Here is a 14,069-nt window from a genome sequence, read left to right on the forward strand (position 1 = left end):
CGCTTTTCGCTAAAACAGCCTGTAAGTTCCAGGCCTCCCTCTCTATCCTTGGCTGGTCAACCCCCGCAGCCGAGCTGCCGGGGAGGGGCTGAGCTGTTCTCTTTAGATTTCTCGCTTGTTTATGATGATCTCATGTGGGTTTCCAATCCTGGGCTGCCCAGCTCCTCAGGGAACTGAAAGAGATCCCGCCGGGCAGTTTGGAGTTCCTTATGCCGGATGAGTTGCCGTTTACCCTAGATCAACTTCTCATTGTGCGGGCAATTGCCCAGCAGGGTAGTTTTCGCCGTGCTGCCGATAGCCTGTTTGTCTCCCAACCCGCTGTCAGCTTGCAGGTGCAGAACCTAGAGCGGCAGTTGGGGGTGGTGTTGTTCGACCGCAGTGGGCGCAAGGTGGAGTTGACGGATGCCGGGAAAGTATTGCTGCAGTACAGCGAGCGCATCCTTAAGCTGTGCCATGAAACCCTCGAGGCTCTGGCAGATTTGCAAGCAATGGAGCGAGGGCACCTGGTTTTGGGGGCCAGCCAAACGGTGGGCACCTATGTCATGCCTTCTTTGATTGCGCAATATCACCGCCGCTATCCCCAGATTTCGATGCAGCTCTTGGTGCAATCCACGCGGCGAATCGCCCAGAAGTTGGTGGATGGTCAATTGGACGTGGCCATTGTCGGTGGGGAGATCCCGTTTGACTTACAGCGGCACTTGAAGGTGATGGCTCTGGCGGAAGATGAATACGTGCTGGTCGGCGCCCCCGGCTGTGCCGTTGACTCTCCTGCTCTAGCGGATCTGTTGACTTTGCCTTTTATCACTCTGGATCCCCAGTCTTCCACGCGGCAGACCATCGACCGGGTGTTGAATCGCCACGGCATCAACCCGGCTCAACTGAATGTGCGGCTGGAGCTCAGCTCGATTGAAGCCATCAAAAATGCCGTCCAGGCGGGTTTGGGGGTGGCTTTTTTGTCGACGGTGGCGGTGGGATCCGATGTGGAGCAAGGTCGGTTCCAAAAGCTGGCGGTGGAAGGGCTGCAGATACGGCGTACCCTCTGGCTGGCTTTTAACCCGGAGCGCTATCAATCGCAGGCGGCCACCCGCTTTCTCCAAGGGCTACTGACCCGCCAGGACTGGCTGAAAATCCCCCCTCCCCATTTGCAGTTGCTCGGTTGAGTCGCAGCTTTTCCCGACCCCGTGGGAGTTTTTGGGATCAGTTAAGATCTCTACAAGATCCTCAGAAGAAGTGCTGCCTGGGATCCATCAAGGGCTCTGTCCCCTCACCCGTTCGCGGCGGGGTGACCTTGGCGTAGCACGGGAAAAGGCTGTATCTGCTGACGATGGGCCGATGATCGAGCAAGAGCTGTTGGAACGGCTGCCTTTGGCGCAGCGCCTGGCGGAGTTACGAGCGCGCGTTCAAGCGATCCCGCTGCAGAGGGTGAAATTGGAAGGATTGAACATCCCGGGGGCAGAGTCCTGCTGGGCCGCCTATCGAGAGTGGGGAGACGGGATCCCCCTGCTGTTTTTGCACGGTTTTATGGCCACCCACGCCAATTGGTGGCCGCTGATGCAGGGGTTGGGAGGCGAGTACCGCTGCATCGCCCTCGATTTGCTGGGGTTCGGGCAGTCCAGCCAGCCGGCCTTGCGCTACGACATCGGTGCAGAAGTGGAGTTTGTGCGCGGATTTGTCCAGGCGCTGGGCCTATCGGCTCCGGTTCTGGTGGGCCATTCTTTTGGCGGCTGGGTGGCAGCGGCCTATGCCGTGCGGTATCCACTGCGGGGGTTGGTCTTGTTGGCCCCTGCCGGGATCCGCGACGACAGCTTTGTCAAACGCTACCGCCATTTGCGGCCCTTGCTCTGGGAAAGCGTTTGGGTCGATTGGCTGTTGCGGGCGATCACCCCCCTGGCCCGATGGTGGCATTGGGAAGACAAACTGGCTCAACTCTTGTGGTTGCGCGGATCCCTGCGCCAACAACCGGTGGCCCGGCAATTTCTCCGACAACGTCTGCGCCCGCAAGCTGCCGTCGATACGGTTGAGCGTTACCTCAAACACATTCAGGCCCCCACCCTGGTGGTTGCCGCCGAACAGGACGACACCATCCCCCTCTGGCACTGCCAAACCTACGCCGCAGGGATCCCCGGAGCGCAGCTCAAGATCCTGCCCGGCGCCAGCCATGCTATCCCTGCCTTGCATGGGGAACAAGTGCTGCCCCTCATCGGGGAATTTCTCGATGCAGCTTTTTCCAAATGTTACCCGAATGCTATGGGAGTTCCCCGGTGATGGTCGATAATGCCAAGTCTTATCTTGCATCCATTGAACGGGCCAATCCAACCAGAACCGAACAACTTGAGCGCATGAAAGCTGTGGTCATGAGTGTGCCCGGTGGACCAGAGGTTCTGCAACTCCGAGAAGTCCCTGAACCTCAGATTCGCGGTGAGCGGGAGCTGCGCATCCGCCTCAAGGCAGCCGGCGTCAACCCCATCGACACCAAGCTGCGGCGGCGAGGCACCTTCTACCCCGAAGAGATGCCAGCCATCTTGGGGTGTGACGGTGCCGGCGTTGTGGAAGCCGTGGGATCCGGCGTCAGGCACTTTACGGTGGGAGATGAGGTTTACTTCTGCCACGGCGGTCTGGGCAGGCAGGCGGGCAACTATGCCGAGCTGATCGTGGTGGACGAGCGCTTTGTGGCTCCCAAGCCCAGAACACTGAGCTTTGCCGAAGCTGCGGCTGCTCCGCTGGTGCTGATCACCGCCTGGGAAGCCCTTTACGACCGGGGACGGCTGCAGGCCAGCCAACGTGTGCTTATCCACGGGGGAGCGGGTGGAGTTGGCCATGTGGCCATCCAACTGGCCCGCCTACGGGGATCCAAAGTGGCCACCACCGTGAGCACCCCAGAAAAGGCGGTGTTTGTCCGTTCTTTGGGGGCCGACTTGCCCATCTTCTACCGGCAGACCGACTTTGTGCGGGCCGTTTGGGACTGGACAGGGGGGGAAGGGGTGGATCTGGCCCTGGATACTTTGGGCGGCGCGATCTTGGAGCAGACCTTCCCCGCGGTGCGCGTGTACGGGGATATCGTCACCCTGCTGGCGCCGGCCCCGGAGACCGATTGGCGGGTGGCCCGCGACCGCAACTTGCGGGTGGGGTTCGAGCTGATGCTCACCCCGATGCTGAAAAACCTCACCAACGCCCAGCAAAACCAGGCGGAAATTCTCAGGCAGTGTGGCCGCCTCATCGACCAAGGCCAACTGCGGATCCAGCTCAGCCATACCTTTCCTCTGGCCGAAGCGGCTGCCGCCCACCGGCTGCTGGAGCAGGGATCCGTTCTGGGCAAAATTGCCTTAACCATCCCCGAGTAGGCATGCTGGAAAAGTTGGTCGAGGATCTGCCCATGGTCGCTCCTCTCACCCCCCACCTGTTGGAGAACGAGAGCTTCTACGAAAATGCCCTCTGCTGGCTGGGACGGCCCCAGACGGCCTATCGGCTGTTGAGTGAAGCGGTTTTTCCTGCCATCTCCTCTTGGGTGCGGGGAGAGGTGGATAGCCACTCTTTTAACCACTGGCAACTGGAGGATGTGCGCACCTTTCTGTATCCGGTGGTGGCCTTGGGAGACCAGGAAAGCCTCGTTCTCTGCAGTGAAGCCCTGCTCCTCTGTGGCATCGGCAACTATTACAACCCCTGTGACTTGGCCATTGTGGTGTTTGTGCAGCAGCCCCAGGAGCTGTTCAGCCAATTGATGCAGCGCATTCGCCGGGCCGAAGCCACCATCAGCCGCGGGCCAGAGGTGCGCATGCTCTCGGAACAGGTGAACCTGGCCAAGCGCGGACAAGACTACATCAACACCAAGTATCTGGTCTGGCCCTACGCCCTTTCCGGTGCAGCTCAAGATACCCTAATTAAGCAAGGGATCAGCCTGATCCGCCTCTCCCCTCAGGAGGCTGCCTTGCCCTTCAGGGAATAGGTGGCGGAAGATCGGGATCCCTAACCCCAACCTTTCCATCTCTATCGTTTTTCATGGCCGATGCCCACCTGCCCCCTTTGATCCAAGCGATGCTGGATCCCGCCTTCTACCCTCATCCGGCGCAGGATCCCATTCAGCTTATTCAAACCCACATTTCTTATATTCTGCTGACGGGAGACTATGCCTATAAGGTGAAAAAGCCTCTGGATTTCGGCTTTTTGAATTTCACCACCCTAGAGCAGCGGCGCCACTTTTGCCAAGAGGAGCTGCGCATGAACCAACGCGGCGCTCCCGGCCTTTATCTGCAGGTGTTGCCTATTTTTCAAACCAATGGCCGCTTTCAGTTCAGCGGCAGCGGCGAGCTTGTAGAATACGCCCTGCAAATGCGGCAATTTCCCCAAGAGCAACTGTTCAGCAACCTCTTTGAGCGAGGAGAGCTGACGCCGGCCTTGATGGAAGAGCTGGGGCGGGTGGTGGCGATGTTTCATGCCCAGGCCGAGACCAACGATTACATTCGCAGCTTTGGCCGGCCAGAACGGGTGCGCGAGGCCTTTGACGAGAATTACGCCCAAACCCAGCGCTACATCGGCGGCCCCCAAACAGCTCAGCAATATCGAGAAACCCAAGCCTACACCGATCGCTTTTTTGCCGAGCGGCAGGAGCTTTTCCAACAAAGAATAGAACAAGACCGCATTCGCGAATGCCACGGAGATTTGCACCTGCGCAACATCTGTTTTTGGGAAGGGAAGATCCTACTTTTTGATTGCATCGAGTTCAACGAAGCCTTTCGCTTTGTGGATGTCATGTACGACGTATCCTATGCAGTGATGGATCTGGATGCCCGCTATCGTCCGGATCTGGGCAACGTCTATTTGAACACTTACTTGGAAGAAACCGGAGATTGGGAAGGGCTGAAAATCCTGCCCATCTACCTCAATCGCCAAGCTTATGTGCGGGCCAAGGTTACCTCTTTTTTGCTGGAGGATCCCACGGCAACAGAGGAAACCAAGGCAACGGCCTTCCGCACTGCTGCTCGGTACTATCGCCTGGCCTGGGAATACACTCTCCCCAAGCAGGGGCAGTTGTTCTTAATGTCGGGATTGTCGGGATCCGGCAAAAGTACGGTGGCCCGTCACCTAGCCCGTCAGCAGGGAGCCATTCACATTCGCTCCGATGCCGTGCGCAAGCATTTGGCCGGGATCCCCTTATGGCAACGGGGGGGGCCGGCGGTCTATACCCCGGAGATGACCGATAAAACCTACCGCCGCCTGGTGCAGTTGGGCGTGGAGCTGGCCCAGGAGGGCTACACCGTGATTCTGGATGCCAAGTTCGACCGGCAGGCGCTGCGGGGAATGGCCATTGCGCAGGCCCAACAACGGGGGATCCCGCTGCACATTCTCCACTGTTACGCCCCTGAGCCTGTTTTGCGAGAGCGACTGCAACGCCGCAGCCAAGCTCCTCAAACCGGCTGCATCGATGGAGTTGAGCAGCGCCCTGCCGACATTGCCGATGCCACGGCCGAGATGCTTGCCGAGCAACAAGCCCACTGGGAGGAGTTTTCCGAGTTGGAACGGCCTTTTTTGAGGGTTCTGGATACCAGTCAAGATTGGCCCTCTCAACTTCAGCAGCTTTGGGGCTCGACTCAAACTGCACCCAGTCAGGAGAATTGACATAAGCAAGGTGGATTTCACCGTTTGCGGGTTGAGGTTATTTCCAACCCGAAAGACACTTCCCGAACCCGCCGCGCCCCGGCCCCTCTCCCAGAGGGAGAAGGGAGTTGGGGATCGACACAACCATCCGCTGCATCGCTATTTGCAATGGCTGTAGAGGAGGGCAGCAGCTCTTGTTGAGCAGGGAACAGGGGTGCGCTTACCCGAACATTTCGCCTTACACAAAGCCAGCAGGAGGTTGGGAAGTGTGTCAACGTGTCTTTAAAGGCCCCCACCCTTTTCTCACCCAACTCGACCAGAATTGACCGCTTGCAGGAGGATCCAGCGGTGAGCGATGTAACTTCAGATGACCTGCGCCTGATGCTCCTGTTCGAGGGCTTCCCTCCTGAGAAGCTAGAGGTTCTGGCCGGGCAAATGTCGTTGCGCTCCCACCCGGTCAACCAGGCCATCTTGCTACAAAATGACTGGGGCAACGCCGTTTACTTTATCCTGGAAGGGTGGGTCAAGATTCGCACCCATGATCTCGAAGGACGGGAGATCACCCTCACCATTCTCGGTCCAGGAGAAGTCTTCGGGGAGATGGCCGCTTTGGACGAAGCGCCCCGTTCCACCGACGTCATAGCTCTAACAGCCACCAAAGTCAGTTGTCTGTCGGCCCAGCACTTTCTGGCTTTTTTGGCCTCGGATGCCCAGGCCGGCATCCGCCTTGCTCAACTCATGTCGCGTCGTTTGCGGCAGATCAACCGTCGTCTGCAGTTACGCGAGGCCAGTAGTACGGCCCGTGTTGCCGATATCTTGCTGTTCTTGGCCGAATCTCGTGGCCGGGTCAGCCGGGGTGGCGTAGAGATTCCCAACTTGCCCCATCGGGAGCTGAGCAGCTTGAGCGGCTTGGCTCGGGAAACGGTCACCCGTGTCCTGTCTAAGCTGGAGCAGGAAGAGCTGATCCGCCGGGATCGCACCCGAGAGGTTCTCTGCATTCCCCAGATGGAGGCTTTGGAGAAACTGATTGGCTGAATGGGGGGTATTACCAGTTGCCGAAAGCCTTCGCAGGGTTGTAAGATAATAAGCCCAGAGCCGGGATAGCTCAGTTGGTAGAGCAGAGGACTGAAAATCCTCGTGTCACCAGTTCAAGTCTGGTTCCTGGCATCTGACGCTACCCTCACCCTTGGCCCCTCTCCCATCCCTCACCCCCAGCCCCTCTCCCAGAGGGAGAGGGGAGTTAGGTATAGAGCTCCGCGCGCTGGCGCATTCGCGACAACGCTGCGTAGCAACAACGACGTAACGAGCCGCTTCATCGCTGGGCTGCGGCGTTCAACCCAAGAGCAAAAAGAAAGCTGGTCGGGAAACCCGTCTGCGAAGCCGTGACAGCTAGCGAATGTACTGGGCCAGAGCTCGTGAAGGATATCCCACCCGCAATTTGCGCAGGGCATCCCGCTCGATCTGACGAATCCGTTCCCGCGTCAGGTTAAAGTGCTCCCCCACCTCCCGCAGGGTTCTCGCCTGTTGCCCGTCTAACCCGTAGCGCAACTCCAGCACTTGCCTCTCAATCGGCTTCAGGGTTTGCATGGCAGAACGCACATCCTGCTGCATCGATTGCACAAGGATCCCTTGGAAAGGCTGCTCTTGCCGCTCATCCTGCAGCAAATCGCCAAGGCAGCTTTCTCCTTCCTGGCCAACCGGCACATCCAGTGACAGGGGCAAAGCAGCAGCCTGCTGGATCATGCGCAGTTTCTTGACTTTAATGCCCAGTGCCTCTGCCAGCTCCGCCTCGGTGGGCCGCCGCCCCTGTAGCTTCATCAGCTCGCGGTTGGTGCGTTTGAGCAGGCGTACTTTATCGACCATGTGCACCGGCAGGCGAATCGTCCGCGCTTGGTTGGCAATGCAGCGGGTGATCCCCTGGCGAATCCACCAATGGGCGTAGGTACTGAAGCGAAAACCCCGTTCCGCATTGAATTTTTCGGTGGCCCGAATCAACCCGATATTGCCCTCTTGGATCAGATCCAAAAAGGGCACCCCCCGATTGAGGTATTTCTTGGCCACGCTGACCACCAGACGCAGATTAGCGTTGATCAGCTTGCGCTGGGCCTGTTCCCCTTGTCGGATGCGGGACCGTAAGGTGGATACGGAAATCTGCAGGGCCTCAGCCAGATCCTCGTCGCTGGGATCCCTGCCCCGTTGTTGCCGCCACTCCTGCCGGGCTTGATCGATGAGGAGCTTTTGCTGGATCTTGCGCGACAGCTCGATTTCTTCGGCGTGGTCGATGCGGGGCACGCGACCGATTGTATTTAAGTAGTGATCGACGGCATCTTCATTCAACCGCGAGCCGCCAGCAACCGGCTCTGGGTCGACTTCTTGAAGGGCAGACTCAGGGTCAAACCAGAGCTCGTCGAGCTCCTGAGGCAAAGAGGCAGAGTCTTCAGGATGAGGACGAGAAAAAACCACGGCCAAGTGAGGAGAGAACGTCACCTCCCAGTCTAGAAAGGTTTTTTCTTCCGGTGCGAGCGAAAATCGATCATGCCACCCTTTTTTGTCCCGAGATTTTTCCGGTTCAATGCTCGAACAACAGGGATCCCGTCCGCCAAGCCTCTGTGGGTAAGGGATTGCCCGCCAAAAGGCAGTAAGCGATTTTCGATCTAGGCCTTGAGGTAAGATTGTTCGTGGGCTGGCCAGCTCCACGGCTGGGATCCCAAAGAAAAGGGAACCTTGCCAGCTCAGGCTACCATGGGGCGATTGGCGAGCTGCGAACCTCTTCAGTCTGGATAAAGAATATTTACAACTTGCTGCTCCTATGGAGTTGAACGACCGGCACCATCCATCGGCCAACTTGATTGGGGAGCGGGTGCGCTGGGTACGGGAGAAGCTGCAACTTACCCAAGATCAACTGGCGGGCCGCTTGGCCAAGTACGGTGTGCAGTTGGACTACGTCAAGATCGGCCAGGTGGAAAAGGGAAAACGGCGCGTCATCGACAAGGAACTGGTGGCTTTTGCCAAGGCGTTGGGAGTGTCGGTCACTTGGCTGCTAAGCGGAGATGAATCCCATCTGTAGCAGTCGGGGGGAAGCTACATCCGATTTCCCTCAACCATCCCAGGGGAGCAAGACAGTAAAGATACAGGGCCCCAACGGGATCCAGATCACCGACGCCTTCACTTCTTCATCTAAACTTGATATTGTTAACTTGCCGTTAAGATCGCCCCATTTCACCTGCTTGTGTGAGGTTGACGGATGCTCTCCTTCTTTTTCAACTCTTCTGATCCGGCCAACAACCGGCAAAGCGGAGCCCATCGTGTGCCTGCCTCGGGCAAGACCAGTGGCAGGCAGCGGATCCCTAACTACAACCGCATGTCTGCTCCCCATGAGGTGCTTAAGCAGGAAAAGCAGGTGAAGCGGGAGCAAGAGTTTACGGAGATGGAGCAAAACATCAGCCGCATCCACTACTTCTACCGAAAAGCAGACATGCCCCTGGAGATGCGGCAAATTCTGACCTACCGTAAGTTGATGGAGCTGGACTACTTTACCCCACAGGCGGCCAAAGAGTTGCTCAGGCAGTGGCAGCAGCAGGAAGAGCAGGAGCAAGAACGCCGTCAGGCTTGAAAGAGGACGACCGCTTGCGAGCCCGACTGCAGGATTTAGTTTATGTAAAGTTTATAAATAGTTGAGGCTCTGCAGCAGGGCAAAACAGAGGCCGGCACTGGCCAAAGGCACGGTCAGGTTATCCAAGCCCCACCAAGAGAACACCTCCAAGCCCATGGTTATTCCCCCCACCAAGAGGCTGATGGCGAGCAAAGGAGGAGAGAAGCCGAAGTACCCCAGAAGCAGCGCCGCGATCACCAAGGTACTCACCGCCCACATGGTCAGGGATCCCTCCCAGCTTTTTTGAAGGGATCCCAGTTGATAGGGGTGTTTGCCCCAGGTTTTGCCCACCAAGCCGGCCAAGGCATCCGCCCACGTCATCACCAAGATGCCGATCACCGCGAAGACTTGTCGCTGTGGCCGCCAAAACCAAAACAGCAGCAGGCCAATGCTGAGGGCATAGAAACAGGTGCCAAAGCTGCGCCGACCGACCCCATTCAAGCTGGGCAAAAGGGTCACTCGGTAGGAGAGCAGCGCCAGGCCGGCAAACACCAGCGAGAACCCTACCCCCAGCCAGCGGGGCACTTGCAAGGCCCAAGCCAGCAAAATGATATTGCCCACGCCGATGTGAATTGCCTTGCGCACCCATTCTCCGTCCACCTGCTGGGAGCGCAGCCATTCCGCAAAAGCAAAGACGGAGGCCAGCCAGAGAGCATAGCAAGCAAGCTGCTGGGTCAGGCCCATGAAACGGCCTCAGAGCGTTTTCAAGTAGCTGAGCAGATCCGCCATCTCCTGGGGATCGGGCTGGAACTGGGGCATGGGAGGCGTTTTGCCACCGGTTACTTGCTGAATGATAAACCGATCCGAACGGCGGCTGCTCACCCCCCGCAGGCTGGGCCCCACCCGACCATCCGCTTCTTCTCCATGGCAAGCCGCACAGTTGAGGGCAAACAAGGAAGCACCACGGCCAACCTGCCCCTCTAGGCTGAGGACAGCTTGAGTGTAGGGATCCAGCCGAGCCCCGGCACTCAACCAAACCCAGGTGACTACCGCCAGGCCGAGGAGGACGACGCCCCAACGAGCTTTTTGGGCCCAGACACCTGTGAAGAACTGCTGCAAGGACTTGAGGAAAGGTTGTAAACGCTTTTGGGAGGAGGGCAGTCGCTTCTGCTCAAACTCAGCCCAGCAGCCGGGCGACGCCTGGCTGCTGCCGGATGGCGGGATGTCTGAGAGGGAGGGATGCACAGACAACGCTGAGAGAGACCGTTTCAATCTTTTACATTTCAACCAACACGATAACTCAGGAGCCCTTCCCTGCCAATAATCTGTAATGGTATTTACTTTTTCTTAATGATTTGCTGGTCTGTCTGAGATTGCGCTCCCTCTGGGATGGCGCGGTTGGGAAAGAGCCGCTCCATCGCCTCTGCTTGGGCCCAGGGATCCCGGTTCAGGCTGTGGATGAGATTGGCCCCTGGAAAGTGCGCCTGCAGGCGGCGGTAGAAGGATAAATTACCATAAACGACGACGGCTGCCACCCGCTCCCGATGCTGTTGCAGCCAATCCAGCACATAGTTGGGCAGGGGATCGCGAAGGAAAGCTTGGAAAACCAGCCCTGGAGCGCTGTTCAAAGCAGCTTCCAGCCAAGGCAGGGGGGTGAGGGCATCGCTGACCACAGGGAGAATGCCCAACGCCGCCGGCACCTGAACAGCGGGAGACTGCAACTGCAGGTCGGCAGTGTCCAGGGGGGGATCCAGCCAGATCCAGTTCAACCATCTGGGCTCTGGGGGCGGTCTGAGGGGCCGGCCACCTTCCACCCCACCGCGGGCCATGGCGGCTTGACAGGGAGCAATATCCTGCTCGGCCAAGAGGGATCCCAGCTGGGCGGCTTTGTGCAGAGCAGAGGGCAGGTTGGCGCGCGTGTTGAACAGCTTTCCCAAAGCCGAGTCCTTGCGGATGGGATCCCCCAGCAAGAGGGGTTTCAGGTGCTCGGCGGGGGAGCCGCGGCTGAGGGCCGGGTCGGTGGGATCCTTGGCCCCCATCCAGCCGCCAACAGCGCTGAAATCCGTTTCCGCCAAGGCCGGCCACACCTGTTTGAGGAGAGTTGAGGCCGCAGGCAGGACTCGCTGCTTGGCGCGCAGCACCCGCGTCACCGATTGGGCCAGTTGGACGGCGCTGAGGGATCCCTGCTGCACCGCTTCCAAAACGGCTGCCAGCGAGGCCATTGGATCGGGGGGGGCCAAAATCAGGTCGGCACCGGCCTGGAAAGCCCGCACGGCCAATCGGTTGGGAGAGAGCTCCGTCCCAGCGGCCAGCTCCGCCAGAAAGCCGTCATCGAGTCTATCCACCACGATCAGCCCGCCGAACCCCCATTCCCGCCGCAGCAGCTGGGTGAGCCGCCCCGGCAGCAGGGTGATGGGCCAGCGCTCATCCCACTCCGGCAGCACCACATGAGAAACCAAGATCGCCCCCACCTGCTCCAGCAGGAACGGCAGCCAAGGCCCCTCTTGGAGCTGGGCTGGGGTCAGGCTCAAACGGGGGCACCAGGGGATGTCCGGTGCCTTTGAAACCTGCTCTGCTGCAGCCGACCTTACTTCCCCTTTGCCGGGGAAAGAGCTGGCCGTGGTCAGGATCCCCTCTGGGACGGCTTGCTCACATCCGCGCACAAAGGCTCGCGCCAGTTGCGAAGCAGACAGGGGATCTTCCCCCAGCAGCTCTGCGACCGGGTTAAGCAGCCAATTGATGCCGAGGGCCGCTGCTTCCCGCGCCGTGATCCAACCCCACTGTTCCGCCCAGCGCTCGGCTTCGGATCCCAGGCGGCTCAGGCCCAGGGGGTGGGGAAAAGAAGTCGCCCCCTGCAGGGCCAGCCCACGACCGGCCTCCGCCGCCACCAAAAGGGGCAGGGCAGCCCAGGTTTGCAACTCTTCCACCAGCAACAGGGCTTCTGCCACATGGCCCTCGGTCAGCCAGATGCCCCCAATCCCTACCTCTTGGATCAGCCGCCTGAGAACTTCTCGAGGGGGCGACTGGGATCCCAAACGGGCCGAGACCGGCACCACCAGCAGTTGCGCCACTTGTCGAGCTAGGGACAAGGGCTGGTCAAGCTCGTCGGCCAGAGATCCGGAGACACTCATGGGCATAACCGGAAGTCGTCAGCAATGCTGGGGGATCCCCATCTTTTGCGAAAACCCAAGCGCAGATGATCCTAGCCGCTCTCCCGGCTTCTGGCTTCCCTGCTGCCAAAACAATCAGCGCCTTTGGCGGCAGCGGTCGCAGGTGCCGCAGGGCAGGCCGGGGTGTTCCCCAGGGTAGCCAAAGTAGGGCAAGATCGCCTGCCACCGACAGCCGCGAGCGTGGATCAGGGCCTCCATCTCGTGCCAGGGATCCTGCCGCGGCGGCGGCTGCCAACGGCGGTGCAGCACCTGAAAGTGAAAGGGATCCGGCCAGCGCAGACAGCCCATCTCCTGCAACAGGCCCAGGGCCACCCGGGTTTCTCCTGGCGGCAGGTCGGCATAGGATCCCTGCGGGGGCAGAGTTTGCAGCAGGCGGCGTGCTTGGGCCAGTAGGCGCTCCTGCTGAGAATAGAAATAGGCTTGGCGCTGGCGATCGCTGGGATCCAGCAGGCCCGTCGGCTCCGAGACCAGCATCAGGGCCTGACAGGGGCCGCCATCCCGCCCGCCCCGCCCCACCTCTTGTAAATAATCCATCAAATGGGGCGGGGGATGAAAATGCAGCACCCAGCGCACATCCGGCTTGTTGATCCCCATGCCAAAGGCGTTGGTGCAAACCAAAAAGCGCAGCTCGCCCGCCAGCCAGGCCCGCTCCAAGCGCCGGCGAGATCCCGCTTCCAGGCCGCCGTGGTAAGTGGCGGTTTCTTGGTTGTGGCGGCCCAGCCACGCGGCCAGCTCCTCCCCATCCCGCCGTGTGCGCACGTACACCAGGCCCGGGCCGGGGTTTTCGGCCAGAAAACGCAACAGCCGCCGACGGCGATCCGCCGGGCTCCAGGCGATGGCCACATTGAGGGAGATATTGGCCCGCAGCGGATCGGCGCGGATGCACTCCGGATCCTGCAGCCCCAGGATGTGGCCCAGGCGAGTGCAGGTTTGGGGATCGGCGGTGGCGGTAAAAGCGGCGATGGGAAACGAGGGCTTGGCCAAAGCCGGGCGCAGCAATCCCAAACGGCGGTAGTCGGGCCGGAAGGATCCCCCCCAATGCACCAACGTATGGGCCTCATCCACGATCAGGCTGCTGATTTGCACCTGGGGCTGCTGCAGCCGTTGCCAAACGGGGGGGCTGAAGAGGGTTTCCGGCCCCAGGTAGAGCAGACGCAGTCGGTTTTCCTCAAGGGCCTTCAACACGCGCTTGCGCAGGGCCGGATCCAGCTCGCTGTGCAGACAGGCCGCCGGCAGACGGCGCTTCCAGAGATCCTGGACTTGGTCTTCCATCAGGGCGATCAGGGGCGAGACCACCAGCGTCAGCCCTGTTTGCAAGAGGGATGTGAGTTGGAAGCAAAGAGACTTGCCAAACCCCGTCGGCAATACCACCAGCGCGTCGCGCTTCTCCAGCAAGGCGCGGATCACCTGAGCCTGGGGCGGGCGCAGCGCCTCGTAGCCCCAGTACTGCTTGAGGGCGGATTGAACCTGCTGCCAATCCTGCAAACGGCAACCCCTTTTGCCGCGATTTCCTTCAGCAATCTACAGCGATTGTAAAGGGGGTTGTCCAACAACAGGCTATTTCCAATTCCACGGAACCCCCTTTCTGCCTCTAGTTCCCCTCTCCCTCTGGGAGAGGGGGTAGGGGTGAGGGAAACTCCCTCTGGGAGAGGAGATAGGGGTGAGGGAACCCGTATCGGGATGGCTGGGATCCAGGTCGCTGGCCGGGAAGGAAT

The 14,069-nt window shown here is 59.8% G+C and carries 13 protein-coding genes and 1 tRNA gene; 9 read left to right on the forward strand and 5 right to left on the reverse strand.

The window, feature by feature from the left end; genetic code table 11:
• Nucleotides 1-209 precede the first annotated feature (209 nt).
• The 7 genes from NW853_RS04825 to NW853_RS04855 all read left to right on the forward strand — a co-directional run bounded on the left by NW853_RS04825 (nt 210) and on the right by NW853_RS04855 (nt 6,759).
• Complete coding sequence (locus NW853_RS04825; protein WP_414348086.1) at nt 210-1,160, forward strand: LysR substrate-binding domain-containing protein; 951 nt, start codon at nt 210-212, stop codon at nt 1,158-1,160.
• A gap of 172 nt (nt 1,161-1,332) precedes the next feature.
• Nucleotides 1,333-2,265 carry an alpha/beta fold hydrolase gene (locus tag NW853_RS04830; RefSeq protein ID WP_414334618.1) on the forward strand — a complete coding sequence of 311 codons (933 nt, stop codon included), beginning with the start codon at nt 1,333-1,335 and terminating at the stop codon, nt 2,263-2,265.
• 74 nt (nt 2,266-2,339) lie between these two features.
• A complete protein-coding gene (locus NW853_RS04835) occupies nt 2,340-3,341 on the forward strand; it encodes a zinc-dependent alcohol dehydrogenase family protein (RefSeq protein WP_414348089.1) in 1,002 nt (333 codons plus the stop codon).
• Between the two features lie 2 nt (nt 3,342-3,343).
• Complete coding sequence (locus NW853_RS04840; protein ID WP_414348091.1) at nt 3,344-3,943, forward strand: hypothetical protein; 600 nt, start codon at nt 3,344-3,346, stop codon at nt 3,941-3,943.
• Nucleotides 3,944-3,996: 53 nt separating this feature from the next.
• Nucleotides 3,997-5,613, forward strand: coding sequence for an AAA family ATPase (locus tag NW853_RS04845; RefSeq protein ID WP_414348093.1), 1,617 nt, complete (start codon nt 3,997-3,999; stop codon nt 5,611-5,613).
• Between the two features lie 360 nt (nt 5,614-5,973).
• Complete coding sequence (locus NW853_RS04850; RefSeq protein ID WP_414348116.1) at nt 5,974-6,627, forward strand: Crp/Fnr family transcriptional regulator; 654 nt, start codon at nt 5,974-5,976, stop codon at nt 6,625-6,627.
• A 59-nt stretch (nt 6,628-6,686) separates the two neighbouring features.
• A tRNA-Phe gene (locus NW853_RS04855) sits at nt 6,687-6,759 on the forward strand.
• A gap of 222 nt (nt 6,760-6,981) precedes the next feature.
• Here NW853_RS04855 and NW853_RS04860 read toward each other — a convergent pair.
• Nucleotides 6,982-8,055 carry an RpoD/SigA family RNA polymerase sigma factor gene (locus tag NW853_RS04860; RefSeq protein WP_414334645.1) on the reverse strand — a complete coding sequence of 358 codons (1,074 nt, stop codon included), beginning with the start codon at nt 8,053-8,055 and terminating at the stop codon, nt 6,982-6,984.
• 346 nt (nt 8,056-8,401) lie between these two features.
• Between NW853_RS04860 and NW853_RS04865 the strand changes: the two genes are divergently transcribed.
• Nucleotides 8,402-8,659, forward strand: coding sequence for a helix-turn-helix domain-containing protein (locus NW853_RS04865; RefSeq protein ID WP_414334625.1), 258 nt, complete (start codon nt 8,402-8,404; stop codon nt 8,657-8,659).
• Between the two features lie 177 nt (nt 8,660-8,836).
• A complete protein-coding gene (locus NW853_RS04870; protein WP_414348096.1) occupies nt 8,837-9,205 on the forward strand; it encodes a hypothetical protein in 369 nt (122 codons plus the stop codon).
• 51 nt (nt 9,206-9,256) lie between these two features.
• Here NW853_RS04870 and NW853_RS04875 read toward each other — a convergent pair whose 3' ends face one another.
• The 4 genes from NW853_RS04875 to NW853_RS04890 all read right to left on the reverse strand — a co-directional run bounded on the left by NW853_RS04875 (nt 9,257) and on the right by NW853_RS04890 (nt 13,839).
• Nucleotides 9,257-9,928 carry a diacylglycerol/polyprenol kinase family protein gene (locus NW853_RS04875; protein WP_414334628.1) on the reverse strand — a complete coding sequence of 224 codons (672 nt, stop codon included), beginning with the start codon at nt 9,926-9,928 and terminating at the stop codon, nt 9,257-9,259.
• Between the two features lie 9 nt (nt 9,929-9,937).
• Nucleotides 9,938-10,429 carry a c-type cytochrome gene (locus tag NW853_RS04880; RefSeq protein ID WP_414334630.1) on the reverse strand — a complete coding sequence of 164 codons (492 nt, stop codon included), beginning with the start codon at nt 10,427-10,429 and terminating at the stop codon, nt 9,938-9,940.
• Between the two features lie 92 nt (nt 10,430-10,521).
• A complete protein-coding gene (locus NW853_RS04885) occupies nt 10,522-12,315 on the reverse strand; it encodes a glycoside hydrolase family 3 N-terminal domain-containing protein (RefSeq protein WP_414348099.1) in 1,794 nt (597 codons plus the stop codon).
• Nucleotides 12,316-12,429: 114 nt separating this feature from the next.
• Nucleotides 12,430-13,839: a RecQ family ATP-dependent DNA helicase gene (locus NW853_RS04890; RefSeq protein ID WP_414334634.1), complete on the reverse strand. Its 1,410-nt coding sequence runs from the start codon at nt 13,837-13,839 to the stop codon at nt 12,430-12,432.
• Nucleotides 13,840-14,069: the final 230 nt, after the last annotated feature.

Origin of the sequence: Synechococcus sp. H55.11, from assembly GCF_047462475.1 — a bacterium.
Classification (GTDB): domain Bacteria; phylum Cyanobacteriota; class Cyanobacteriia; order Thermostichales; family Thermostichaceae; genus Thermostichus.